Below are 23,504 nucleotides of genomic sequence, written 5' to 3' on the forward strand. Positions count from 1 at the left end.
GTGAGCTTACGGGGGCCCGGGAGTGATCGCTGCGAGTTCCTGACGACGGAAGCGTGGCGCGAATGTCCCGATTTGCAGCTTCCGCTGGTGGGCGCGCCCATGACCCTTCGAATGCGCTTCGCGAACCAGGGGTCACCTACGAAATCCGTCGTCACGCCCGGGGGTGTGGCGCTAGTCACCCCTGAGCGGGGGTGTGCTCGGTCCGCGGGATAGGGTGTGCGCTCACGCAGTGCACGGACCGACCCGGGAGGTGAGATCCCATTTCCGCGAACGCAGGCAGGGTTCCCTCTCCCCGTAACCGTGCGGACGGCCCGGAGTGACCGGGCACGGGTGAGTGCGGGTGCCCTTCGGTCCCCGAAAGGCCTTCCATGTCGGTTCCGCCGATCCCTCTTCTCCCCTCCCCCTCCGTTGTCCCCGTCGACGTCTCCGCCGTCGTCGCCACCCTCCGCGCCGCCGGCTGCGTCTTCGCCGAGGACGAGGCGCAGCTGCTGATCTCCACCGCCCGTGACGCCGCCGAGCTGGACGCCATGATCGGGTGCCGGGTGGCGGGCCGGCCCCTGGAGCAAGTCCTCGGCTGGGCCGCATTCCACGGCCTGCGGATGGCCGTCGACGAAGGGGTGTTCGTGCCCAGGCGACGCAGTGAGTTCCTGGTCGAGTGCGCGGTCGCGCTCGCCCCGCCCGGTGCCGTCGTCGTCGACCTGTGCTGCGGCTCGGGCGCCCTCGGCACCGCCGTGCTGCACGCGCTCGGCGGCGGGGAACTGCACGCCGCCGACATCGAGCCCGCCGCCGTACGTTGCGCGCGCCGCAATGTCGCGATCGTCGGCGGCCAGGTGTACGAGGGGGACCTCTACACACCCCTGCCCGCCGAGCTCCGGGGCCGCGTCGATGTCCTCGTGGCCAATGCCCCGTATGTGCCGACCCGTGAGATCGGCCTTCTGCCGCCCGAGGCCCGTGACCACGAGCCGCTGGTCGCGCTGGACGGCGGCACGGACGGGCTCGACATCCAGCGCCGGGTGACGGCGGGGGCCGCGCGGTGGCTGGCGCCCGGTGGGGTGCTGCTCATCGAGACGAGCGAGCGGCAGGCCGCGCGGACCGCGGAGGCCTTCGCCCGGCACGGCCTCGCTCCGCGGATCGAGGCGTGCGAGGAACTGGACGCGACGGTGGTGATCGGCGTCCGGTCCGCGTAGACCGCCCGGACCGGTCCGGGGCGCGGCACACTCCTCGTCCGTGGTTCCGCCGGCGGCGCGGGCGTGTCAGGGGCACGGAGAAGCCCCGAGGAGCGTCGTCGCTCCTCGGGGCTCCGTCCGTTGTCGCGTCAGGGACGAGGGGGGGGAATGTCAGCCGTTGAGGCAGGTGCTGCCGGCGGCCGGGTTCAGCAGACCGAGCAGGTTGGCCGAGTTGCCGCAGAGGTTCAGCGGGACGTGGAGCGGGAGCTGAATGACGTTGCCGGAAAGCAGGCCCGGGGAACCGGCGGCAATGCCCTCGGCGCCTACGTCGGCAACGGCGGGCGCGGCGCCGCCCAGCGCCAGGACGAGACCGGCGGCGACGGCTGCAGCCTTCTTGTGCTTCATTTCGATCCTTTCAGCAGGGGCACGGTACGCGGTACGGCCTTCGTGCCGCGCAGCCGCATTTCCTTCATGCGGGCATGCGCCTTCCGCAGAACTAGTAACGATGCGATTCCCGGTCGGAAACCGGTCGGCCACTGCCGGTCCGGAAAGTCACTCGTATGCCCCACATGTAATGATTCGAACAGGCGTACGGAATCGCCAAGGAATTGTCACGGTTTTTGTTTGGGAATTTGATTCCGGGTATGGGAGCCCAGTGCTCAGGATGCGCCCGGGGCACTTCGGTTGCGGACCTCCACCCGAGTGCCGCACGCGGGTTGCACGAGTCGTCGGTAGTATCCGTTCACCCGTAGTGCTGAACGGATTCCGCGGCCCGATCGTCGACTTTGCGTGCGGCGCACAATAGGCGAATCCATCAGGTCGAACGAGTGGTGAATTCAATATGACAATTACGGCGACCGGATCCTTGTCCGTCGAACAGAGGGGAGGGCGGCGGGCGGTCAGGGGCCCCGCCCACGGGGCGGTCGGCGTGGGGCGCGCCTTCGCCTGGATGCTGGTGGTGACGGGTGCGGCGGGGCTCCTCGCGGCGTGGGTCATCACGCTGGACAAGTTCAAGATCCTCGAGGCGAAGATCGCGGGCACGACCTTCACTCCGGGGTGCAGTCTCAATCCGGTGGTGTCCTGCGGCAGCGTGATGGAGAGCGGCCAGGCGTCCGCGTTCGGCTTTCCCAACCCGATGCTGGGGCTGGTGGCATACGCGGTCGTGGTCGGCGTCGGGGTGAGCCTGCTGGCGGGCGCGCGTTTCCCGCGCTGGTACTGGCTGACGTTCAACGCGGGGACGTTGTTCGGCGTCGGGTTCTGCACATGGCTGATGCAGCAGTCGCTGTACGAGATCAACGCGCTGTGCCTGTGGTGCTGCCTGGCGTGGGTCGCCACGATCGTCATGTTCTGGTACGTGACCGCGCACAGCGTGCGGAACGGGCTGCTGCCCGCGCCGGCCGGACTGCGGTGTTTCTTCGGCGAGTTCACGTGGGTGCTGCCGGTGCTGCACGTCGGCATCATCGGGATGCTCGTGCTGACCCGGTGGTGGGACTTCTGGACCGGCTGACACGAAGGGTCCGCCGGTCCCGGCGAGCGGGCCCGGACGCGCAGCAGCCCCGGCCGCCCTGACGGCGCCGGGGCTCCTGCGTGCGAGGCGTCGGTTGGTGCCCGTGCGGTTGCGGCGGTGATCGGGAGGGAGTCGACGACGCAGCCGGCGTCGGCCTTGGCCGGCAGGCCGACGGCGGCGTCGAGCACCCCGGGGATCAGGTGTCGTGCCGCTCGTGGAGCCAGCCGCGCCGCGGTGGCGGGGGAGCGGGACGGACCTGCTCCTCGGCGGAAGGGGCGGGGAAGCGGGTGAGCCGTGCCCAGTCCCCGTCCGGCGTGCCCGGCAGCGTCCGGCCGCCCGCCGCCCACTCCCGTGCCAGCTGTTCGTAGATGGGGCTGCTGCCCGGCTGCCGGGCCGCAGGCGTCGAATCGGTTCTCGTCTGCACGCGCTGCCAACGAGTCGGCGCGGTAGTCCTTGCCATACGCGGGCCAACGCGCATCCGTCGGCCGAGGTCACTGCCGCGCCGGTACGACCGGGGTACGACGGGAACGGCCTTTCGAGCGCACGTGGCGGGATTCCCGCGTGACGCGGGGTGCGCCGCCGTCGTCCCCGTCGTGTGCGGGCAGGCTCCCGCCCCGTTCACCCGCGCTGCTGATCGGGGCGGGGGAGGCGGTCCCGCGGCACCAGGGTGCCGAGCGGTCGCCGCGCACGTCCTGCTGCCGGTCTCCCGGCTGGGGACCGCCAGTTGAAGCCCGCCGGGTCCCGTACGCCCGGTGGCCGGTCAGCTCGCCTCGACGGCGAACGGCAGCGTACGCAGCCGGTGAACGGGACTGCTGCGAGCCCCGGTTGCCCCCGTCCGGGGCGAACAACCCTTTGGTCGCACGCTGGTTGTCCCCGCTGAAGCCGTCAACACCGAAGCGTCATTACTTCGCAGGAGCAACCCACGGGGAGGGGTGACGACATGTCGAAGTGCGGATCGAGGGCCGGCCGGGAGACTTCCGGCCGGCCCTCACCATCTGCATGCGGCGTCGTGCACCGAACGAGGTCGCGGCCTCCCCCAGTGGTACAGGGGAGGCCGCGACGGGTGCAGCGGTGCTCAGGCGCCGTTGAGGCAGCTGGTGCCGAAGGCCGGGTTGAGCAGCGCGATGGCGTCCACCGTGTTGCCACAGAGGTTGGTCGGCACGTGGAGGGGGACCTGGAGCTGGTTGCCCGAGGCGACGCCCGGGGAACCGACGGCCTCACCGAGGGCCCCGGCGTCGGCGGCAGCAATGCCGGCGCCGCCGGCAAGGATGGCGCCCGTGCTGGCGACAACGGCGGCGGCCTTCGCGATACGCGACATCAACTTCTCCTTGTAAGGAACAGAGGAGGCCGCAGGGATTTGCGACCTTCACTTCTCGTTCAACGCCGCAAACGGACACCGGTAACGGATCAGGGCGAAGTCCGACCCTTGCGGAGGAGATCGGCGTGCGGGACCGGGCGCGCTCGGCCTCGGCCCTGTGCCGCACCGGACGAACGCCGTCGTTCGATCAGGCGTTCGGTTGTGGGGCTACTGTGGAGAGCATGGCAGCGCATCTTCAGGCTTCGCTCTTCGACCAGGCCGACGAGATCGGCCTCGCACCCCTTGATGGCGTGCGCCGCACGGTCCTCGGGCACGGGGCGTGGCTGGACGCGCTGCCGGGCTGGCTCACCGGCGCCGATCTGCTGTTCGACGAGCTCGTCGGCACCGTGCCGTGGCGTGCCGAGCGGCGCCGGATGTACGAGCGCACCGTGGACGTCCCCCGGCTGCTCGCCTACTACGGCGAGGACGACCCCCTGCCGCATCCTGTGCTGGAACAGGCGCGGGACGCCCTGTCGTGCCACTACGCGCACGAGCTGGGCGAGCCCTTCGTCACGGCCGGGCTCTGCTACTACCGTGACGGCCGCGACAGCGTCGCCTGGCACGGCGACCGGATCGGCCGGGGCGCCCGGGAGGACACCATGGTCGCCATCGTGTCCGTCGGCGACCCGCGCGATCTCGTCCTGCGGCCGCTGCACGGCGGCGGCACCCAGGTCCGCCGCCCGCTCGGGCACGGCGACCTCGTCGTGATGGGCGGCTCCTGCCAGCGCACCTGGGAGCACGCCGTGCCGAAGACGGCGCGTCCGGTGGGCCCGCGGATCAGCGTGCAGTTCCGCCCGCGCGGGGTGAACTAGCGGGGATCGTGGCACGTCAGTCGGGGGTGCGCCGTACGGAGCGGCCGGCGAGCACATCCGTACGGACCCCGTCCTCGATCACGAACCGGCCGTCGATCAGCACATGCGGGATGCCCGTCGGCAGGGTGCGTGGGGCCTCGAAGGTGGAGCCGGCCGCGACCGTGTCCGGGTCGAACAGGACGAGATCGGCGCGGTAGCCCTCGCGCACCAGGCCGCGGTCCGGGAGCCGCAGGCGGGCCGCCGGGCGCGAGGTCAGATGGGCGACCGTCTCCTCCAGGGACAGGATCCCCAGGTCACGGGCGTACCGGCCCAGGTAGTGCGGGAAGGTGCCGTACGCGCGCGGATGCGGCTTGAGGCCCTGGAGGATGCCGTCGCTGCCGCCGGTGTGGACGCGGTGGCGCATGATCGCGCGGACGTTCTCCTCGTGGCCGACGTGCTGCAGGATCGTCGAGCCGAGCCGGTCCTCGATCAACAGGCGCCGGGCGGTGACCCAGGGCTCCTCGCCGCGCGCCTTCGCGGACTCGAGCACCGTGCGGCCGACGTGGTCCGCCAGGGCGGGGTCGTTCACGCCCGAGATCTCGATCGTGTCCCACTCCACCGGCACGCCGTGGCAGCCGTCGGAGCCGATCTCCTCCAGATGGTGGCGGATCCGCTCCGCGGTCTCGTCGTCCCGGAGCCGGGCGAGCACCGCGTCGGGACCGCCCTCGCCCGCCCAGCTCGGCAGCACGGCGACGAGCGTCGTGCAGCCGGGCGTGTACGGGTAGGTGTCCAGCGTGATGTCGGCGCCGGCGTCCAGCGCGTCGTCGAGCAGGGCCAGCAGCTCCGGGGCCCGGCCCTTGTTGACCCCGAAGTTCATGGTGGCGTGGGCGAGATGGAGCGCGCAGCCCGCCTCGCGGGTGAGCGCCACCATCTCCTCGTACGCCTCGAGGGCTCCTGCGCCGTAGGAGCGGTGGTGGGGGCAGTAGTAGCCGTCGTACGCGGCCACGACGCGGCACAGTTCGGTGAGCTCGGAGTCGTTCGCGTACATCCCGGGGGTGTACGTCAGCCCCGACGAGAGGCCGACGGCGCCCTGCTCCAGCCCCTCGGCGACGAGCTGCTTCATCCGGGCCAGTTCGGCGTCGGTGGCGGGACGGTCCTCCCAGCCCACGGCGTACATGCGCACCGTGCCCTGCGGGACGAGGTACGCGGCGTTCACGGCGATGCCGCGGTCGAGCCTGTCGAGGTACTCGCCGACCGTGCGCCAGTCGAAGTCGACGGTGGTGTCTCCGGGCGCACCGCCGTTCCAGCCGGTGATCGCCGTGCGGACCTGGGCGAGCGTGGCGTCGTCGACGGGCGCGTACGACAGACCGTCCTGCCCCAGCACTTCGAGGGTCACGCCCTGGGCCGCCTTGGCGCTGTGGTCGGGGTCGCGCAGCAGGGCGAGGTCGCTGTGGGCGTGCATGTCGATGAAACCGGGGGAGAGCGCGAGGCCGTGGGCGTCGAGCGTGCGGGCGCCGGAGAGGGCGGGCTCGCCCTCCCGGCGTATCGCCGCGACGCGGCCGCGGGCGAGGCCGACGTCGGCGCGGTAGGAGGCGCCGCCACTGCCGTCGATGACGCGCACGTCGCGGATGACCAGGTCCATGGGGGTCCTCTCGGGGTGGGGAACGGCTCCCGCTCAGAAGAACGTGCGGATGTAGTCCGTGACCGTGCCGTCCGCCTCCACCAGCGGAATCAGCTGCCACTTGTCGAAGCTCGTGCACGGGTGCGACAGCCCCAAACCCACCCAGTCCCCGACCTCCAGCCGCGCCTCCGGCTCGGTTTGCAGCCAGCCGTGCTGGTCGGACAGGGCCGTGACCGTCAGGCCGGTGGCCGGGCGGATCTCGCCGGTGCGGGCGTCGCGGACGACCTGCGCCTGCGGGAGGTCGAGGTCGTACGCCGCGTCCCGCTTGCCCGCGTTCACGAACGCCTGCTCCGGGGTGGGACGCGAGACGACCTGCGCCCACAGGCGGAACGCCGGCTGGAGCGCGCCCTCGTCCGGCACCCGGTTGAAGGGGGTCAGATGACGGTAATGGCCGTCGTCGTGCGAGACGTAGGCGCCGGAGCGCAGCAACTTGAGGACCGGCGCCGACAGTTCGGGGATCTCGGCGAACACGTCCGCCACGGCGTCGAACCACGCGCTGCCGCCCGCGCTGACCACGATCTCGCCGGAGTCCGCGAACCGGCCCACCTTGTCGAAGTCCACCGCCAGTGCCACCAGCCGGCGCAGCCAGGCGCGCACCCTCTCGGCGTCGGCCTTCGGGACCTCGCCCTCGTACCCGGCGACGCCGACCAGCCGCAGCGTCCGGGTGGCGGCCACCGCGTCGGCCACCGCCGCGCAGTCCGCCTCCGTACGGGCACCCGTGCGCGCGCCCTCGCCCGCGCCGAGCTCGACGACGACGTCCAGCGGGCGCGAGGTGCCGCGCAGCGCCTGGTCCATCAGCTCGACTCCGCGCACGGAGTCGACGTAGCAGACGAGGCGGAAGCCGGGGTCGGCGTCGAGCTCCTGTCCGATCCAGCGCAGGGCGGCCGCGTCGACCACCTCGTTGGCCAGGAAGATCCGCTCGATCCCGTACGCCCGGTAGACGCGGACCTGGTGCGGCACGGCCGCCGTGATGCCCCAGGCGCCGTACTCGAGCTGGCGGGCGAAGAGCTGCGGCGACATGGAGGTCTTGCCGTGCGGGGCGAAGGCGAGGCCGTGGCGCTCGGCGTACGTCTCCAGGAGCGCCAGGTTGTGCTCCACCGACTCGGCGGACAGCGCCAGGACGGGGGTGGTGAAGCCGCCGGTGAAGAGGTTGAGGCGGGCGGCCGCCAGTTCGCCGACGGTCCGGCCCTCGGCGTCGGGCGGGAGCGCCTTGAAGCGGTGGTCGACCGGTTCGTCGGCGAGTCGTGCGACGGCGTTGTCGGCAGCCATGGGGCCCTCCTCCGTGGCGTTGCATTATCTGCAACGGCCATTGCGTATTTCGCTTAGCGCTGTCTAACATCCGAGCCAACGCCGGGTCAATGGTGCCCGGCGACCGACCGGCAAGGAGCCCCGCGATCATGACCGCGAGCGTGCAGGCCCCCGTGGACGTCGTCTGTCTCGGCGAGTCCATGGTCACGTTCCTGCCGACCCGTGAGGGCCGCCTCGCCGATGTGCCGTCGTTCGTCCGCGGCATCGGCGGCGCAGAGTCCAACGTGGCCTGCGCGCTCGCGGCGGCGGGCCACCGGGCGCGCTGGGTCGGGCGCGTGGGCGCGGACGGTTTCGGCGACCACCTCGTGGAGGCGATCGCGGCGTACGGGGTGGACACCTCGACCGTCACGCGCGACGCCGAGCGCCCCACCGGCGTGTACTTCCGCACAGCGGGCGACCGGGCGACGGACGAGCACGAGGTCGTGTACTACCGGGCGGGCTCGGCGGCATCGGCGATGTCGCCGGCGAACGTGCGGGGCGAGGACGTGTGGTCCGGGCGTCTGCTCCACCTCTCGGGCATCACCGCCGCCCTGTCCCCGGACTGCCTCGCGCTGATGCGGGAGCTGACCGCACGACGGGACGGCCGGCCGCCGGTCTCCTTCGACGTGAACCACCGGCCGGGCCTGTGGCGCGACCCGGCGTCCGGCGCGCGGGTGCTGCTGGAGCTCGCCCGGGGCGCGGACATCGTGTTCGTGGGCGAGGACGAGGCGGAGGAGGCGTGGGGCCTGCGGGGCGCCGACGCGATCCGCGAGGCGCTGCCGGAGCCGTCGGTGCTGGTGGTGAAGCGGGGCGCGGCGGGCGCGGTGGCGTTCGACCGCGGGGTTCTCCCCACGCCTCCCCCTGCGCCTGGGGGCGTGGGAGCGGTCCCACGTCCCGGACCGGGCTCCGCCCGGACCATGTCCTCAAGCTCCCCCGGCCGGCCTGATGCCGCTCCCCGAAATCCAGCCCTGCCGGGGAGCCCCGAAAACGCCCGAAGGCCATTCCGGGGTCCGGGGCCTGCCCCGGTACGGGATCTGGGTACCGCCCACGCCGCCACGCGTAGGGGGAGGGCGGGGCAGGGAACGGCTCCGCGCGGCGACAGCATCACGCACGTGCCCGCCCCGGCCGTACGCGTCGTCGCCGCCACCGGCGCCGGGGACGCCTTCGCCGCCGGGTTCCTCGGCGGCAGCCTCCGCGGGCTGCCCGTGAAGGACCGGCTCCGGCAGGGACACCTGTACGCCGCCGCCACCCTCACCGTCGCCGGTGACCTGGGCGCCTTTCCCGCCGCCGCGCACGCCGACCGGCTCGTCGCCCTCGACGACGACGCCTGGGGGAGACTGCACCTCGGCCCCGGGTGGACAGGGGCAGACCAGGAGGTACGTACACCATGAGCCAGACCGTCGACCGCGCGCTGAGCATCCTGCCGCTGCTCGCGCAGGGGCCCGCCGACCTCGGACAGGTCGCCGACCGGCTCGGCGTCCACAAGTCCACCGCACTGCGCCTGCTGCGCACGCTGCACGAGCACGGCCTCGTCTACCGCCAGCAGGACCAGCGCTACCGCCTCGGCGCCAGGTTGATCGCCCTCGCGCAGGAGGCCGTCGAGAACCTCGACGTACGCGAGATCGCGCACCCCCACCTCGTCGCCCTCAACGAGCAGATCGGGCACACCGTCCACCTCGCGGTGCACGAGGAGAGCGAAGTCCTCTACATCGACAAGGTCGAGAGCCGCTACCCGGTCCGGATGTACTCCCGGATCGGCAAGCCGGTCGCCATCACCGTCGCGGCCGTGGCCAAGCTGCTACTGGCCGACCTCCCCGAGCCCGAGCGGCGCACCGTCGCCGAGAAGCTCGACTACCCCATGTACACGTCCCGTTCGACCCCGAACGCCGGCGCCTTCCTCAAGGAACTGGCCACCGTGCGCGAACAGGGCTGGGCCACCGACCTCGGCGGCCACGAGGAGTCGATCAACTGCATCGCGGCCCCCATCCGCGGTGCGGACGGCCGGGCCGTCGCCGCCATGTCGGTGTCCGCGCCGAACGTCGTCGTCACCGCCGACGAACTCCTCACCCTCCTCCCGCTGGTGCGGCGCACCGCCGACGCCATCACGCGGGAGTACTCAGGTCACACCCCTCAGAAGGAAGCACGCGCATGAGCGAGAAGTCCGCGATCACCCCGAGCACCCACACCGCCCCGCCCGCGAAGTTCTCGCACGGCGTCAGGAAGGGCAACATCCTCCAGGTCGCCGGACAGGTCGGTTTCCTCCCCGCTGCCGAGGGCCAGGCGCCGACCCCGGCCGGCCCGACCCTGCGCGAGCAGACCCTCCAGACCCTCGCCAACGTCAAGGCGATCCTCGAGGAGGGCGGTGCGTCCTGGGACGACGTGATGATGATCCGTGTCTACCTCACCGACACGGCCCACTTCGCCGAGATGAACGAGATCTACAACGAGTACTTCAAGGACCTGACGGTGGCCCCCGCCGCCCGTACGACGGTCTACGTCGGCCTCCCCGCCGGCCTGCTCATCGAGATCGACGCCCTGGCAGTCCTGGACTGATCCTTCTGAACCCGCAGCAGTACGGCACGGCGCTCCTCCCCGATGCGCCGTGCCGCGGTCCCCCCTTGCCGAAAACCGCCTGGAACGGACACTCCTCCATGCTCATCGCCGCTGACGCACCCCCACCACCCACCCCGCACACCGGTGGTCTGCTCACCCTCATCGACGGCACCGCCGGTCTCCTCACCGTCGCCGCCCTCGGTATGGCGCTGCTTCTCCTGCTGATCATCAAGGTGCGGCTGCAGCCGTTCGTCGCGCTGCTCGCCGTGTCCATCGCGGTCGGACTCGCCGCGGGCCTGTCCGTCACCGAACTCTTCGGCACCGTCCAGCGGTCCGCCGCCGTCTCCGTCATCGAGACCGGCATGGGCGGCATCCTCGGCCATGTCGCCATCATCATCGGCCTCGGCACGATGCTCGGCGCGATACTCGAGGTGTCGGGCGGCGCCGAGGTGCTGAGCTCGCGCCTGCTCGGCCTGTTCGGCGAGAAGCGCGCCCCGCTCGCCATGGGCCTCACCGGCCTGATCTTCGGCATCCCGGTCTTCTTCGACGTCGGCATCTTCGTCCTCGCGCCGATCGTCTACGCGGCCGCCAAGCGGTCCGGCAAGTCGATCATCCTCTACGCGATGCCGCTGCTCGCCGGTCTGTCCATGACCCACGCCTTCCTGCCGCCGCACCCCGGCCCGGTCGCCGCCGCCGGCCTGTTCGGCGTCTCCCTCGGCTGGGTCATCGTCATGGGCATCGTGGTCGGCATCCCCGCCGTGCTCGCCGCCTGGGGCTACGCCTCCTGGATCGGCAAGCGGCTGTTCGTCGAGGTCCCGCAGGACATGGTGGAGGCCGCGGAGGACGCCAGGGCCGCCGTCCACGCCGAGCAGGCCGCCGCCGGCCGGGCGCCCCAGGAGGCGCCGGTCTCGCTGGGGACCGTGCTCACCATCATCGGTACGCCGCTGATCCTCATCCTCGCCGCGACGTTCTCCTCCATCACGCTCGAACCCTCCACCCCCCGTTCGGTCATCGAGTTCTTCGGCAGCCCCTTCGTCGCCCTGACGATCGCGCTGGTCATGGCGTACTGGCTGCTGGGCCTCCGGCGCGGCTGGACCCGCAAGTCCCTCGAGTCGGTGTCCACGCAGTCCCTCAAGCCGGTCGGCAACATCCTGCTCGTCGTCGGCGCGGGCGGCGTCTTCGGCGCCGTGCTCAAGGCCAGCGGCGTCGCGCAGGCGCTGTCGGACACCTTCAACGACGTCGGCCTGCCGGTCATCGTCCTCGCGTACCTGATATCGCTGGTGCTGCGTGTGGCGCAGGGATCGGCGACCGTCGCGATCGTCACGACCGCGGGCATCGTCGTGCCCCTGGTCGAGAACGGCGACCACTCGCAGCCGTTCCTCGCGCTGGTCATCATGGCGATCTCGGCGGGCTCGATCTTCGCCTCGCACGTCAACGACGGCGGGTTCTGGATCGTCTCCAAGTACTTCGGCATCTCGGAGCGGGACACCCTGAAGTCGTGGACGGTCCTGGAGTCGGTGCTGTCGGTCGCGGGCTTCGCCGTCGCGGCGGCGCTCAGCCTCGTCCTCTAGCAGGCGGGCTCCGACGGGGAGGGCAGGCGCGAGCTCTGCCGCTTCCGCATCCTCTAGGGTCGACGGGTGGTCACACCCCCAGCACCGGACCGGCCGCCGGTCCCGGCACCCCCGTACGCACCCGCAGGCCCGGAGTTCGTCGCGGCCGACGCGCACAACGCCGTGCTCGTGGACGCGGCCGGCATCTGCTTCGACCAGGGCGCCCTGCACGCGGAGTTCGCCTGGCACGAGGTGCGCGGCGTCCGTCACGAGGTCCGCGGCCTGTGTCTCGTCGTCACGGTCGCGCACACGAACGGCATGCTCTACGAGTGCCGCGTCGGCGTCAGGCGCCGGGCCCGTCTGCGCGAATGGTCCGCCGGGCTCGTGCCGGTGCTCGGCCATTACCTCGGCGGCCGGATGCCCGCCGCAGCGCCGGCCGGGCTGCCCTATCCGGTGTTGTGCGCGTGGGTGCGGACGACGTACGGCACCCCGTGGCCCGAGCGGCGGATCTCGGACCTCGGCTTCGCGTACCTGGTCGACACGCAGCCGGAGGCGTACCTCGACGGCGACACCTCCGCGATGACCTACGGCGGTGGTCCGGTGCTCGTCGTCAAGCGGGACGGCGCGGTCTGGCAGTTCGGGTCCAACCCGGTTTTCGCGCCGCTGTACGAGGCCCGCACGGAGGAAGAGTTCCGACGGGCGATGGCGCGCGTCGTACCGGAGTGGGACCCCGACCGGCCGTGGTCGAGGATCGCGTTCACCTGACAGCGCACGGGACCGCCGGTCCCGGGCGCCGTCAGGCAGTGGATCAGCCGGTGCAGTACTGGGACTCCTTGCCGATCGACCGGTACATGCAGTCGGAGTTCTCCAGCAACTGGAGCACGGCGTCCCGGTTGCGGGAGGTCTCGCGCTCGATCACCTCGTCGGGCGGGTAGAAGCCGCCTCCCGACGAGGAGCGCGGGTACATCTCGAAGGTGTAGCCGAAGATCTTCTGGTTGCCCCACAGCCAGTCGTCGATCGAGCCGTCTGTGATGTAGAGGTCGCTCGACTGCTCGGCCGTGTAGCCGTTGCTCGCCGCCATCTTCCGGCCGACGGCGGCGAAGGCGTCGCGGTCGTCCTGCGTCATGCCGGCGGCCGTGTCGCTGTACGTGTACCCGTACGGCCACAGCACCAGCTCGCTGTAGGTGTGGAAGTCGATGGCCGTCCTGATCTGCTGCCTGCCGCCGACGGCCCGGGAGCGCACGAAGTCGGCGACGACCTTCACCTCGGGCGCCGACTCGGCGGACGTGCCGCGGTAGGTGTCGGAGCCGGGGGAGCTCGAGGAGCCGCCGCAGCAGCCCCACTTGTGGTTCCAGTTGCGGTTCATGTCGGTGCCGACGTACGAGGACCCGGAGTTGGGCTGCCGGTTCTTGCGCCAGCTGCGGTAGGAGCCGGTGGCGATGTCGTACTCGCCGCCGTCCGGGTTGAGGTCGGGGACGATCCAGATCTCGCGGCTGTTCACGGCGTTCGTGACCCGGCTGTCGCTGCCGTAGTCCTCGCCGAACTCGCGCAGCAGGTAGAGCGCCATCTCCACGGTGAGGTGCTCGCGCGCGTGCTGGTGGTGGGTGAACAGGACCTCGGGCTCGTTCTCGTCGGTCGCCACGTTGTCGCTGATCTTGACGGCGACGATGTCGCGGCCCTGGTAGCTCTTGCCGATGACGCGCTTGCTCATGATGGCCGGGTACTGGGCGATGCGCTGGTCGATCTCCGCCTTCATCTCGGCGTAGTTGTGGTACTTGGCGTCGGCCGAGGGGAAGTCGAACGGCTCGACGCCGGCCGTCGCCGAGCGATCCGGCGGCCCGGCAAGGGCCGTGAGGGTGTGTCCGAGGGCGCGCAGCCGCTTCGCCTGGGCGGCGGTGGCGCTGACGACGATCGTGTGGTCGTCCACCTCGTCGACGGACACCCCGGTGGCGGCGACGGCCGTGCGGTCGGCGGCGCTGTCGGGGCCGTGGATGCGGTACTGCCGGGTGCGTTCCTCCTCACCGGCGGTGGCCGGCGCGGGCCGGTCGGCCGACGGCGAGGCGCTGGCGGTCAGGGGTGCTGCCAGGGCGAGGGCGACGACGGCCGCGAGTGCGGCGGACCGTTTGCCCGAGGGGCGGATTCGCATGCAACTGCTCCTGAGTTGTGGGGGGTTGCTCAGTGCGCGTGCGGGGTGCGGGTGCGGGTGCGGGGTGTGCGTGCGCGGGGTACGGGTGTGCGCGTGTGCGGTTGCGGCGGCGGTGGCTCGCGCGCTCATGGTGCGACTCTGGCATGCTCCGGTCAATAGCGACTCCCGGCCATACGCCCGCCTTCCGGATGCGGGACACCTTGCCGGGCCTCTTGTGGGATCACCGGCATCCGGTTTGGGTAACCCAGTCACGTCGGAGGGACGAGCGGGAAGGCGGCTGCGCATGTCAGGCACCACCGAAGAGAGCACCGGCGAGGTCACCTCCCGGCCGCGCAGGGCGAGCTGGCGGTACATCGGACCGGGCATCGTCGTCGCGGCGACCGGTGTCGGGGCCGGCGACCTGGTCGCCACCCTCATCGCCGGAAGCAAGTTCGGCTACACACTCCTGTGGGCCGCGGTCATCGGCTGCCTCGTGAAGATCTCCCTGGCGGAGGCGGCCGGGCGCTGGCACCTCGCCACCGGACGGACCCTTTTCGACGGCTGGCGCAGCCTCGGGTCCTGGACCACGGCCTACTTCGTCGTCTACGTCGTCATCTGGGGATTCGTCTACGGCGCGGCCGCGATGTCCTCCAGCGCGCTCCCGCTCGACGCCCTGTTCCCGGGGACCATGGACCTCAAGTGGTGGGCCGTGCTGTGCGGTCTGGTCGGGCTGGTGTTCGTCTGGTTCAACCGGTACGCCGTGTTCGAGAAGGTCATGACCGTGCTGGTCGGCGTGATGTTCGTGGTCACCGTCTACCTGGCCGTCCGGGTGACCCCCAACCTCGGCGACGCCTTCGCGGGTCTCGCGCCGGTCCTGCCGGACGGCTCGCTCATCTACACGCTCGGCCTGATCGGCGGCGTCGGCGGCACCATCACGCTCGCCGCGTACGGCTACTGGGTCAACGCCAAGGGCTGGACCGACACCGGCTGGATGAAGGTGATGCGCCTGGACAACCGGGTCGCCTACCTCACGACCGGCATCTTCGTCGTCGCCATGCTCTTCGTCGGAGCCGAGCTCCTGCACTCCTCCGGCGTCGCATTGGCCAAGGGCGACAAGGGCCTGCTCGACCTGAGCGACGTCCTCGCGGACCGCTACGGGAGCACCACGGCCAAGCTCTTCCTCGTCGGCTTCTTCGCCACGTCCTTCACCTCGCTGATCGGCGTCTGGCACGGCGTGAGCCTGATGTTCGCCGACTTCGTCTCCAACTACCGCAAGAGGGGCGAGGCGACGACGGGCACGGAGGTGGCGTCGGGCAGCCGGGAGAAGTCGCTGCCGTTCCGCGCGTACCTGCTGTGGCTCACCTTCCCGCCCATCGCGCTGCTCTTCCTGGACCAGCCGTTCGGCCTGGTGATCGTCTACGGCGTGATCGGCGCGTTCTTCATGCCGTTCCTCGCGCTCACCCTGTTCTGGTTGCTCAACTCCGCCCGGACGCCCGCCGAGTGGCGCAACGGCATGCTCAGCAACGTGATGCTGGCGGGAGCCGGCCTGCTGTTCGTCGTGCTGTGCGTGCAGCAGGTGCGGGACCTGCCCTGGTGAACCCGGCGGGATGCGACGAGGGGGTGCCCGGCCACGATCTGCCGGGCACCCCCTGAGGGGCCCGTGCCGCCGGGGAACGGCGGCACGGGCCCTCGTCGATCAACATGCCGTCACGGCAGGTTGTGGACGTGCGGGCCGACGGCGCCGGACCAGGCGTTGCCAGCCGTCGCGTCCCAGTTGGTGGACCAGGTCATGGCGCCGCGCAGGGCCGGGTAGGTCTTCGAGGGCTTGAAGGACCCGCAGTTGGCGCCGCGGGTCAGGCAGTCCAGTGCGTTCTTCACGACGGACGGGTCGACGTAGCCGCTGCCCGCGCCGCGCGTCGAGGCGGGGACGCCCAGGCCGACCTGGGAGGCGTCCAGGCCGCCCTCCAGCTGGATGCAGGCGAGCGCCGTGAGGAAGTCCACCGAGCCCTGCGCGTACACCTTGCCGTCGCAGCCGAGCATCGAACCGCTGTTGTAGTACTGCATGTTGACCACCGTGAGAATGTCCTTCACGGCGAGCGCGGTCTTGAAGTACTCGGTGCCGGTGTTCTGCATGTCGATGGTCTGCGGGGCCATCGTCAGGACCAGAGAGGAGCCCGCCTTCTGGGAGAGCTGGCGCAGCGCCTTGGTCAGGTACGTGGCGTTGATGCCGTGCTCCAGGTCGATGTCGACACCGCTGAAGCCGTACTCCTGCATCAGGGCGTACGCGCTGTCGGCGAAGGCCGTCGCCGAGGCGTCGCTGTTGATGGTGACGTTGCCCTTCTCGCCGCCGACCGAGATGATCACCGACTTGCCCGCCGCCTTCTTGGCGGCGATGTCCGCCTTGAAGTCGGCGACGGAGGAGTAGCCGACGGCCGGGTCGAGGTTGAAGGTGATCTGGCCCGGGGTGGCCGTGGAGTCCGCGAACGACACGGCGATGATGTCGTACTGCGCCTGTACGTCGCGCAGCTTCTGCACCGTCGCGCCGTTGTCGAAGTTCTGCCAGTAGCCGGTCAGCGCGTGCCGGGGCACGGCCGGGTTGCCCGGGTTGCCGCCGGGGGCGGTGGTCCCGGTGACCGCGGCCGACTTCGCGGACTCGCCCGCCGCGTTGGTCGCCGTCACCTGGAAGCGGTACGCGGTGTTCGCGGCCAGGCCGGTCACCGTGGCCGACGTGCCGCTCACGGACTGGACCCTGGCGCCGTCGCGGTACACGTTGTAGCCGGTCGCGCCGGTCACCGCCCGCCAGTTCAGCGCCACGGACGAGGAGGTCACGGTCGCGACGGTCGGAGCGGCCGGGGTCGCGGGCACGACCGGGTCGGGGTCGGAGCCGCCTCCGCCGTCGGGGCCGAAGACGCTCACGTCGTCGGCGTAGTAGGCGGCCTGGCCGTACCAGCCGTGGGTGTAGACGGTCACCGAGGTGGTGTTCGCACCCGTGGTGAAGGAGGTCGACAGCTTGGTCCAGCTGCCGGTCCCGGGCGTCCAGGTGGACACGTCGTTCGTGCCGGTGCCGCTCGCGCCGAGGTAGGCGTAGCCGCCCTGTACCCAGGCGCTCAGCGTGTACGTCGAGCTGGGCTTCACGGTCACGGTCTGGGTGCACTTGGCGTTGTCCTGGCCGGCGGGGGTGGCCTTGAGGGCCGATGCGCCGCCGTGCACGGGGGAGGACACGGAGGTCCCGCTGCCCGCGGAACAGGTCCAGTTGGCGAGCCCCGACTCGAAGCCCGCGTTCCTGGCGACGTTGACGTCGGCCGCCTCTGCGGTGCCTGTCGTGCCCATGAGACCGAGTCCGGTGCCGACGGCCAGCGCCAGGCCGGCGCCGAGCCATCTGCGTGCGCGTGTGGTGCGGTCCACTTGCAGCCTCCGGTGGGGGAGTTGGGGGGTGTGGAGGATCCGGAGCCGAGACCCGGAACGGTGGCCACCGTGGAGGTACAAGTTGGTCCAGACCAATCTGCTTGTCAAGACCTCTGGAGGAAGGCGGGCCCCCGGCCGCCCGGCTCAGTCCCCTTCCTGGAGCCGGTCGGCGGACCACCCCGCCACGCAGCCGAGCGCCAGCACGGCATGGGACATCAGCAGCCCCTCGGCGGCCAGGCTCTGCCACTGGACCGCCATGTTCAGCACCTGGGCCGCCACGGGTACGGCGAGAGCCGCCGTCAGGTGACGGACGGTCACGTACCGGAAGGGCGGCCGGTGCAGCCGTGCGGCGGCCCAGACGGACAGCGCGACGCACAGCGCGTTCGGCAGGTGGATCAGCAGCAGCCGCCCGCCGAAGGAACCGAGCCCGGCCGGGGCGCCGAGGGTGTCGTAGACCAGGGTGACCTGGAGGTACTCGGTGAACAGCAGCACCACGATGCCCGCCGCCCAGGACTTCGTCAGCGTGAGAAATCCCGCTCTCGGCCCCTCGTCCCGCCGGGCGGGCACCGCCGGGTGGCCGTGGCGCGTCATGATGCAGCCTCCAGGGCGTCGAGGGCCTACTCGACCGCGATGCTGTCGATGATCTTCTTCAGTTCGTCGGGGGACAGGCGCCCCTCGGCCGCGTCGATCCGTACCGCGTACGCAGACTCGCCGGAGTCGAGACCGGCGACGATCACGCCCGCGACCCGGGTGCCCTTGGCGGGTGTGCCCCGTTCACCGGTCGAGGTGAAGGTGAAGTCGATCCGCTTCGCGTCCCGCGCCTTCTCGGGACCCGCGACCCGCAGGTCCTCCTGTCCCTCGAGGGTGGCGCCGAGGGCGATACCGGCCTCGGCGCCGATCGCGGCTTCCTCCACCGAATCGGCGTTGGTGTAGTCGAGCTGGACGGAGATCATGGCGACCGTCCGGCCGCCCTCCTCCAGGGTGGCGGTGGCAGCGTTGAACTTGCTGCGTTTGCCCGCGCCCTGCTCCTTGAACGCCGGTGGGTGGGCCACGGTGACGGAGTCCGTCGTCAGCCGGGGCCAGCCCTCGGGGACCTCGGCCCCGGCCGGACCGTTCCCGCACGCGGCGGTGAGCGAGACGGCCGCCGCGAGGACGACTGCCGCGAGCGCCCGCCGGGCCGTACGTCTGTGCCCGGTCGCCGCTTCGCCGCTCCAGGTGCTGACGCAGGTGCTGCTGCTCATGGTGTGTGCGCTCCCCTCGGCCAGGTCAGTTCGCACAGTAGCTGTACGGGACGTAGTCACGGCTGTTTCCGTTCGGCGCTCCGAGGAAGTGGGCGTCGTCGAGGGTCTCCTCCTTCTTCTCGGTCGACACCGAGAAGCCGAGGCTCAGCCCCAGGTTGAGCTCGAACCCGTACTCCGCCGCCTCGGTCTGCCCCGTGTACGTCGTGCGGCTCGACAGCCCCTCGTCGAAGAGCAACTGGCCGAACGGGTCGTCGTTGCCGGGCCGGGTCGTCGGCGCGCGGTCGGAGAACATGTAGCCGAACGGCGCCCCCCGGTCCCCGTTGCCGTCCAGCCACGCCTGCGCGATCCTGCGCTGCTCGGCGCCCTCGGCGCCGGGCGCGACGACGATCGAGTTCGTGACGACCTCGATGCCCGTGGTCTCGTCGGAGCCTTTGACGCCGCCGCTGCCGCCGCGCTTGTCGTCCCCGGACCCGCCGTTGTCGCCGCCCGCCTTGGCGCCGTCCTTGGTGGCGCCCTTCTCGACGGTACGGGTCATGTCGATGCGCAGGAGCTCGCCGGTCCTCTTGTCGTGGGTGACGGTGATGGTGCCGGTCTGCGTGGTGGACGCGGAGGACTCCCCGCTGATCGGCCCGGCCTCGTACCCGACCTTGCCGCCGTACTCGACGGCGGCGGAGTACGTGTAGGACTTGGTGCCCTTGTGGTCGTTGTCGGTCCAGGTCGCCTCGGGCGAGAACTTGAAGTTCCCGCCGAGCGTGGCGCCGAGCTTCCTCTCGTCGCCCGCGCTCAGCTTGAGTCCGCCGGCGGCACTGGCCTCCAGGCCGACCTTGCCGTAGCTGATGTGCCGGTCGCCCAGCTTCTCCTCGATGCGGTCGCGCAATTTCTCCTCCTCGGCCATGGGGCCCTTGCCGAAGAGGTAGAGGATGCTGCTGCCGAGGCCGCCGCCGTGCGCGTTCGCGTGCCGGTTGGTGAGCTCGTACGTCTTGAGCAGCTCGATGTCGTCACGGAAGGCCTTGGCGTCGGCCTCGCTGTCGAAGACCCAGGTGTCGCCGTTGGTGACCTTGATACCGGCCCCGAGCTCGACCTTGTCGGCGCCGAACTTGCCCACCGTGGCGCCCGGTTTCCAGTCCTTCTTGGCGGCGACCGACGCGGCGTCGGTGAAGGTCATCGTGACCTGCTGGTCCTCGTCGTCGACCTTGCCGTCGCCGTTGACGTCGTTCCTGGCGCGGAAGGTCTGTTGCTGGAAGCCGTATTCCTCGCCCCACTCGATAAAAAGGATCTTGGCTTTGGCTCCGGCTCTGTCGCTGATGGAGGAGATCTGGCAGAGCGGGGGTTCGTAGTCGGCGTCGGTTTTCGGCGTGCCCCGGGACGTGCCTCCGGGGGCGCACCGACCGCCGTCGATCACACAAATGATCTTTTCGGTGATCGCGCTGCCCAAGCCGGATCCGGTCACGGCCCCGATGACGGTGGAAACGACCACCACCACCCCGAGATACTCGGTCGCCGTGGCCCCCCGGTCCCGTCTCATCCGACGTCCCCCTCCCAGGCCGCGCACACCCTTCGCACGCGGAATCGGAATCGGAGCGTACGCACGGCCATGACTGCCCGGCGTGGGCCTGCGGACCCAATCGAGGGCCCAAAGGGAGTCGCGGCCACGGTAATTCGGCCGGTGTGACGGGAGTCGGCAATCGACGACTTCGTCCCCCTTCAGCCGGGTGCGAGTCGTACGGGTTGCCTGCCGGGGACCTGAAAGGTGTTCTCTGCCTCACAGGACGTGGTTAGAGTGCTGATGCAGCAGCACGAGCAGTGAGGAAGCGGTCGCCGTACGTTCGGCGACCGGATTCGAACGGGGAAATGAGCGTGCAGACCGCGATCGCTGTCACCAGCGCTGACCTGGTGTTACCGCCCACCGACCAACACACGCCGACGGCAGCGCTGTTGCCGCCCCCGGACGCGCAGCCCCTCGACGCCGCGCTCGTCGACATGCAGATGCTGCTGGACCGGCACGGCTATGTGGTGGCGCTGTATCCCGCCTCGATCCCCGTCGCCCACGAACGCAGACTGCACACCGTGCGCTCCGTTCTGGAGAGCGACCGCATCGCCCTGATGAAGCTGGCGCTGCCGCCGCTCGGTGTGGCCGTGCTCGTCCGCCAGCTGCGCCAGCTGTCGATCTGCGACTTCGGCGCGGGCATCGTCGCCTCCGCGGCCCGCCTCCTCGCGCACTACATCTACGCCGGGGCCCTGCTGAACTCCGTCGCCAGGCTCGACCGGGTGCCGGTGAGCCTCAAGTCGCACGCCAAGTCGTGGGTGCCGGGCTCCCAGTTCGCGGTCCTGGCCAACCCGCGGCCGCACCTGATCAGAATCGGCAGCGGAGAGCTCGCCGGACCGGAGTTCGGCCACCGGCTGATCGTCGCGAAGGGGCAGTTGCAGAGCGAGTGGGTCACCGCGACCCTCGCCCCCGCATGGCGCTGCCAGGCCCTGCACGAGACCGCGCTGCCGGGTGATTCGCCGCGCTGGTGGGGCACCTCGAAAATGATCGAATTCGCCGCCTACCTGCCCGACATCACGCTCGTCTATCAGCTCGTCTCGTCGGTCAAACGGGAGAAGTGCTCCTGGTGCGGCCTTGAAATCATCGGCGACCGCTGTGAATTCTGTTCGGCGCCGCTCGCGCCGGCCGAGAACCAAACCTCGAGCCCCGGTGTCCTGAACCACGGAACACCTATGCGTCCCGGGTCGTAGCCGCACCAGGGCGGTCGTCCGGACCGGTGGCGGGAGAAATCCCGGCACGGGCACCGGCCGTCCCCGTACCGTCCGCCAACCGTCCGTCTCCCCACGAGGTCGTCCCGCCCATGAATTCACGGCAGCGCCGCGGTGTCATTCTTCTGCTCCTGTCCGTCCTGTGCGCCTTCGGCGCGTTCGTCGGCGTGCTTTCTGTGATCAGCGATGTGAATTCCAAGGTCGGGCCGGAGGTGACGGCCTACCGGATCACCTCGGACGTCGCTCCGTACACGGAACTCCAGCCGAGCCAGTTCGAAAAGATCACGATGCCGAAGCGCTGGCTCTCGCCGAGTGCGGTCACCGACCTGTCCGTGGTGGAAGGGAAGATCGCCGTCACCCAGCTGCGCAAAGGGTCGCTGCTTCAGGCCGACATGATCGTCAAGCGCCCCGCACTGGAGAACGGCGAGCAGGAGATCGCCATCATGATCGACGCCTCCACCGGTGTCGCAGGCAAGATCACCCCCGGCGATCTGGTCAACATCTTCGCCACCTTCGACGACGAGGGCCAGGACAGGGGCCGGGTCGCCGAGTCCCGGATCATCGTCCCCAACGCCAAGGTCATCGACGTCGGCAGGCTCACCGCCCTGGAGCCCAAGGGCGACGACCGCAACGCCGCCGCGACCCAGGCCGTGCCCATCACCTTCGCCCTGAACACCCAGGACGCCCAGCGCGTGGCCTTCGCCGAGTCGTTCGCCGTCCACGTACGCCTGGCCCTGATCGCCAAGGGCAGTCCGACCACGCTTCGTCCGGGTGAAGGCACGTACACCCTCGACGAGGACACGAACAAGTGAGGGCCGGATGACGACACGCATCCTCCCGGCCGTCGGCGACGCCGACGCCGCCCGATCCATCGCCACCCTGCTCAGCCAGCTGCCGGAGGTGGAACCGGCCGCGCCGGTGGCCGATTCGACCTCGCTGCTCGACACGCTCGCGCGCCTGGCGGGCGAGTCGCTGGACGAGCTGCCCGAGGTCGTGCTGGTGCACGAACGGATCGGGCCGGTGCCGGCATTGGAGCTGATCCGGGAGGTGGCGCTGCGCTTCCCCGCGGTCGGCGTCGTCCTGGTCACCGCCGACGCGAGTCCCGGCCTGTACTCGTCGGCCATGGACTCCGGCGCGCGCGGGCTGGTCGCGCTTCCGCTCTCGTACGAGGAACTGACCCAGCGGGTCCAGGCCGCGGCCTCCTGGTCGCTCGGCGTGCGCCGCCATCTCGGGCACAGCGGCGACGTGTTCACCGGACCCGGCGGCATCGTGGTGACCGTGTCCGGGGCGAAGGGAGGCGTCGGCACCACGCTCGCCTCGGTCCAGCTCGCGCTGGCCGCCCGCGCCTCGGGCATGACGACGGCGCTGGCGGACATGGACCTGCAGGCCGGTGACGTGGCCTCCTACCTGGACGTGCAGTTCCGGAGGTCGATCGTCGACCTCGCCGGCATCCAGGACATGTCGCCGCGCGTGCTCCAGGACGTCGTCTTCACCCACGACACCGGCATCGGACTGCTGCTCGCCCCCGCCGACGGAGAACGCGGCGAGGAGGTCGACGACCGGGCGGTGCGCCAGATCGTCAGCGCCCTGCGCAACCGCTACGAGGTCGTGGTCATCGACTGCGGCACCCAGATGAACAGCGCCAACGCGGCGGCCGTCGAGATGGCCGACACGACCGTGCTGGTGACGACCCCGGACGTGGTGGCGGTCCGGGCCGCCAAGCGCACGGTCCGGCTCTGGGACCGGCTGCAGATCCGCAAGGCCGAGGAGACGATCACGCTCGTCAACCGGTTCACACGCAACACCGAGATCCAGCCCGCCCTGATCGAACGGATCACCGGCACACGCGCCGCGCGATCCGTCGTCCCCGCGAACTTCAAGGAACTGCAGGGCGCCGTCGACGCCGGCCGCATGCAGGACCTGGAGGCCAAGTCCACGGTGAAGCAGGCCCTGTGGGGCCTCGCGGGCGAGCTGGGCATCGTGAAGGCGCCCGAAGGGAAGGACAGAGCCGGCAGGTTCCGGGGCGACCGGGGATCCATCGGCGTACGCCGCCGGCGAACCGGCGGTCTCAAGGGGGAGAGTTGAGC

General features: G+C 70.9%; 22 protein-coding genes. 12 read left to right on the top strand and 10 right to left on the bottom strand.

The window, feature by feature from the left end:
* Window positions 1-368: 368 nt before the first annotated feature.
* Window positions 369-1,187: a putative protein N(5)-glutamine methyltransferase gene (locus HW130_RS26040; RefSeq protein WP_177152144.1), complete on the top strand. Its 819-nt coding sequence runs from the start codon at window positions 369-371 to the stop codon at window positions 1,185-1,187.
* A gap of 150 nt (window positions 1,188-1,337) precedes the next feature.
* On the opposite strand, the gene HW130_RS26045 is transcribed toward HW130_RS26040, so the two are convergent.
* Window positions 1,338-1,571 (bottom strand): chaplin, encoded by a 234-nt coding sequence (locus HW130_RS26045; RefSeq protein ID WP_177152145.1) that lies wholly within the window; start codon window positions 1,569-1,571, stop codon window positions 1,338-1,340.
* A 436-nt stretch (window positions 1,572-2,007) separates the two neighbouring features.
* Between HW130_RS26045 and HW130_RS26050 the strand changes: the two genes are divergently transcribed.
* On the top strand, window positions 2,008-2,673 hold the full coding sequence (locus HW130_RS26050) for a vitamin K epoxide reductase family protein (RefSeq protein ID WP_177152146.1): 666 nt from the start codon (window positions 2,008-2,010) through the stop codon (window positions 2,671-2,673).
* Between the two features lie 196 nt (window positions 2,674-2,869).
* Here HW130_RS26050 and HW130_RS26055 read toward each other — a convergent pair whose 3' ends face one another.
* Window positions 2,870-3,097 (bottom strand): hypothetical protein, encoded by a 228-nt coding sequence (locus tag HW130_RS26055; RefSeq protein ID WP_177152147.1) that lies wholly within the window; start codon window positions 3,095-3,097, stop codon window positions 2,870-2,872.
* A gap of 651 nt (window positions 3,098-3,748) precedes the next feature.
* A complete protein-coding gene (locus HW130_RS26060) occupies window positions 3,749-3,991 on the bottom strand; it encodes a chaplin (RefSeq protein ID WP_177152148.1) in 243 nt (80 codons plus the stop codon).
* A 221-nt stretch (window positions 3,992-4,212) separates the two neighbouring features.
* On the opposite strand from HW130_RS26060, the gene HW130_RS26065 reads away from it, so the two are divergent.
* The gene (locus HW130_RS26065; protein ID WP_177152149.1) at window positions 4,213-4,842 is read left to right on the top strand and encodes an alpha-ketoglutarate-dependent dioxygenase AlkB; all 630 of its coding nucleotides are present in this window, start codon (window positions 4,213-4,215) and stop codon (window positions 4,840-4,842) included.
* 16 nt (window positions 4,843-4,858) lie between these two features.
* Here HW130_RS26065 and HW130_RS26070 read toward each other — a convergent pair whose 3' ends face one another.
* A complete protein-coding gene (locus HW130_RS26070; RefSeq protein WP_177152150.1) occupies window positions 4,859-6,463 on the bottom strand; it encodes an amidohydrolase family protein in 1,605 nt (534 codons plus the stop codon).
* A gap of 33 nt (window positions 6,464-6,496) precedes the next feature.
* Window positions 6,497-7,771 (bottom strand): amino acid deaminase, encoded by a 1,275-nt coding sequence (locus HW130_RS26075; RefSeq protein ID WP_177152151.1) that lies wholly within the window; start codon window positions 7,769-7,771, stop codon window positions 6,497-6,499.
* Window positions 7,772-7,899: 128 nt separating this feature from the next.
* On the opposite strand from HW130_RS26075, the gene HW130_RS26080 reads away from it, so the two are divergent.
* The 5 genes from HW130_RS26080 (at window position 7,900) to HW130_RS26100 (ending at window position 12,657) form a co-directional block, all read left to right on the top strand.
* Window positions 7,900-9,180 carry a sugar kinase gene (locus HW130_RS26080; protein WP_177152152.1) on the top strand — a complete coding sequence of 427 codons (1,281 nt, stop codon included), beginning with the start codon at window positions 7,900-7,902 and terminating at the stop codon, window positions 9,178-9,180.
* A complete protein-coding gene (locus HW130_RS26085) occupies window positions 9,177-9,941 on the top strand; it encodes an IclR family transcriptional regulator (protein WP_177152153.1) in 765 nt (254 codons plus the stop codon). Before HW130_RS26080 ends, HW130_RS26085 begins: the two co-directional genes overlap by 4 nt.
* A complete protein-coding gene (locus tag HW130_RS26090; protein WP_177152154.1) occupies window positions 9,938-10,342 on the top strand; it encodes a RidA family protein in 405 nt (134 codons plus the stop codon). The genes HW130_RS26085 and HW130_RS26090 overlap by 4 nt, the downstream gene beginning before the upstream one ends.
* 98 nt (window positions 10,343-10,440) lie before the next feature.
* On the top strand, window positions 10,441-11,913 hold the full coding sequence (locus tag HW130_RS26095) for a GntP family permease (protein WP_177152155.1): 1,473 nt from the start codon (window positions 10,441-10,443) through the stop codon (window positions 11,911-11,913).
* Between the two features lie 66 nt (window positions 11,914-11,979).
* Window positions 11,980-12,657 carry a hypothetical protein gene (locus HW130_RS26100; RefSeq protein WP_177152156.1) on the top strand — a complete coding sequence of 226 codons (678 nt, stop codon included), beginning with the start codon at window positions 11,980-11,982 and terminating at the stop codon, window positions 12,655-12,657.
* A gap of 43 nt (window positions 12,658-12,700) precedes the next feature.
* Here the strand turns inward: HW130_RS26100 and HW130_RS26105 are convergent, their stop codons facing one another.
* On the bottom strand, window positions 12,701-14,038 hold the full coding sequence (locus HW130_RS26105) for a M14 family metallopeptidase (protein ID WP_177152157.1): 1,338 nt from the start codon (window positions 14,036-14,038) through the stop codon (window positions 12,701-12,703).
* A 283-nt stretch (window positions 14,039-14,321) separates the two neighbouring features.
* Between HW130_RS26105 and HW130_RS26110 the strand changes: the two genes are divergently transcribed.
* Window positions 14,322-15,614, top strand: coding sequence for an Nramp family divalent metal transporter (locus tag HW130_RS26110; protein WP_177152158.1), 1,293 nt, complete (start codon window positions 14,322-14,324; stop codon window positions 15,612-15,614).
* A 110-nt stretch (window positions 15,615-15,724) separates the two neighbouring features.
* Here the strand turns inward: HW130_RS26110 and HW130_RS26115 are convergent, their stop codons facing one another.
* From HW130_RS26115 to HW130_RS26130, 4 genes are all read right to left on the bottom strand, one after another.
* Complete coding sequence (locus HW130_RS26115) at window positions 15,725-17,422, bottom strand: chitinase (protein WP_177152159.1); 1,698 nt, start codon at window positions 17,420-17,422, stop codon at window positions 15,725-15,727.
* A gap of 144 nt (window positions 17,423-17,566) precedes the next feature.
* Window positions 17,567-18,013, bottom strand: coding sequence for a hypothetical protein (locus HW130_RS26120; RefSeq protein WP_177152160.1), 447 nt, complete (start codon window positions 18,011-18,013; stop codon window positions 17,567-17,569).
* Between the two features lie 26 nt (window positions 18,014-18,039).
* Window positions 18,040-18,663 carry a hypothetical protein gene (locus HW130_RS26125; protein WP_177152161.1) on the bottom strand — a complete coding sequence of 208 codons (624 nt, stop codon included), beginning with the start codon at window positions 18,661-18,663 and terminating at the stop codon, window positions 18,040-18,042.
* Between the two features lie 25 nt (window positions 18,664-18,688).
* On the bottom strand, window positions 18,689-20,188 hold the full coding sequence (locus tag HW130_RS26130; RefSeq protein WP_177152162.1) for a hypothetical protein: 1,500 nt from the start codon (window positions 20,186-20,188) through the stop codon (window positions 18,689-18,691).
* Window positions 20,189-20,514: 326 nt separating this feature from the next.
* Between HW130_RS26130 and HW130_RS26135 the strand changes: the two genes are divergently transcribed.
* The 3 genes from HW130_RS26135 (at window position 20,515) to HW130_RS26145 (ending at window position 23,502) form a co-directional block, all read left to right on the top strand.
* A complete protein-coding gene (locus HW130_RS26135; RefSeq protein ID WP_177152163.1) occupies window positions 20,515-21,399 on the top strand; it encodes a hypothetical protein in 885 nt (294 codons plus the stop codon).
* Window positions 21,400-21,509: 110 nt separating this feature from the next.
* Complete coding sequence (cpaB, locus tag HW130_RS26140) at window positions 21,510-22,229, top strand: Flp pilus assembly protein CpaB (protein ID WP_177152164.1); 720 nt, start codon at window positions 21,510-21,512, stop codon at window positions 22,227-22,229.
* 7 nt (window positions 22,230-22,236) lie between these two features.
* Window positions 22,237-23,502 (top strand): AAA family ATPase, encoded by a 1,266-nt coding sequence (locus HW130_RS26145; protein ID WP_177152165.1) that lies wholly within the window; start codon window positions 22,237-22,239, stop codon window positions 23,500-23,502.
* Window positions 23,503-23,504 lie beyond the last annotated feature (2 nt).

The organism is Streptomyces sp. PKU-EA00015, assembly GCF_013387495.1.
GTDB lineage: Bacteria > Actinomycetota > Actinomycetes > Streptomycetales > Streptomycetaceae > Streptomyces.

Coding starts and splice junctions, on each gene's coding strand:
- HW130_RS26110 (WP_177152158.1), top strand. CDS start 14,322: ATGTCAGGCACCACCGAAGAGAGCACCGGCGAGGTCACCTCCCGGCCG.
- HW130_RS26145 (WP_177152165.1), top strand. CDS start 22,237: ATGACGACACGCATCCTCCCGGCCGTCGGCGACGCCGACGCCGCCCGA.
- HW130_RS26135 (WP_177152163.1), top strand. CDS start 20,515: ATGAGCGTGCAGACCGCGATCGCTGTCACCAGCGCTGACCTGGTGTTA.
- HW130_RS26095 (WP_177152155.1), top strand. CDS start 10,441: ATGCTCATCGCCGCTGACGCACCCCCACCACCCACCCCGCACACCGGT.
- HW130_RS26085 (WP_177152153.1), top strand. CDS start 9,177: ATGAGCCAGACCGTCGACCGCGCGCTGAGCATCCTGCCGCTGCTCGCG.
- HW130_RS26125 (WP_177152161.1), bottom strand. CDS start 18,663: ATGAGCAGCAGCACCTGCGTCAGCACCTGGAGCGGCGAAGCGGCGACC.
- HW130_RS26065 (WP_177152149.1), top strand. CDS start 4,213: ATGGCAGCGCATCTTCAGGCTTCGCTCTTCGACCAGGCCGACGAGATC.
- HW130_RS26040 (WP_177152144.1), top strand. CDS start 369: ATGTCGGTTCCGCCGATCCCTCTTCTCCCCTCCCCCTCCGTTGTCCCC.
- HW130_RS26050 (WP_177152146.1), top strand. CDS start 2,008: ATGACAATTACGGCGACCGGATCCTTGTCCGTCGAACAGAGGGGAGGG.
- HW130_RS26045 (WP_177152145.1), bottom strand. CDS start 1,571: ATGAAGCACAAGAAGGCTGCAGCCGTCGCCGCCGGTCTCGTCCTGGCG.
- HW130_RS26105 (WP_177152157.1), bottom strand. CDS start 14,038: ATGCGAATCCGCCCCTCGGGCAAACGGTCCGCCGCACTCGCGGCCGTC.
- HW130_RS26070 (WP_177152150.1), bottom strand. CDS start 6,463: ATGGACCTGGTCATCCGCGACGTGCGCGTCATCGACGGCAGTGGCGGC.
- HW130_RS26130 (WP_177152162.1), bottom strand. CDS start 20,188: ATGAGACGGGACCGGGGGGCCACGGCGACCGAGTATCTCGGGGTGGTG.
- HW130_RS26120 (WP_177152160.1), bottom strand. CDS start 18,013: ATGACGCGCCACGGCCACCCGGCGGTGCCCGCCCGGCGGGACGAGGGG.
- HW130_RS26080 (WP_177152152.1), top strand. CDS start 7,900: ATGACCGCGAGCGTGCAGGCCCCCGTGGACGTCGTCTGTCTCGGCGAG.
- cpaB (WP_177152164.1), top strand. CDS start 21,510: ATGAATTCACGGCAGCGCCGCGGTGTCATTCTTCTGCTCCTGTCCGTC.
- HW130_RS26075 (WP_177152151.1), bottom strand. CDS start 7,771: ATGGCTGCCGACAACGCCGTCGCACGACTCGCCGACGAACCGGTCGAC.
- HW130_RS26060 (WP_177152148.1), bottom strand. CDS start 3,991: ATGTCGCGTATCGCGAAGGCCGCCGCCGTTGTCGCCAGCACGGGCGCC.
- HW130_RS26090 (WP_177152154.1), top strand. CDS start 9,938: ATGAGCGAGAAGTCCGCGATCACCCCGAGCACCCACACCGCCCCGCCC.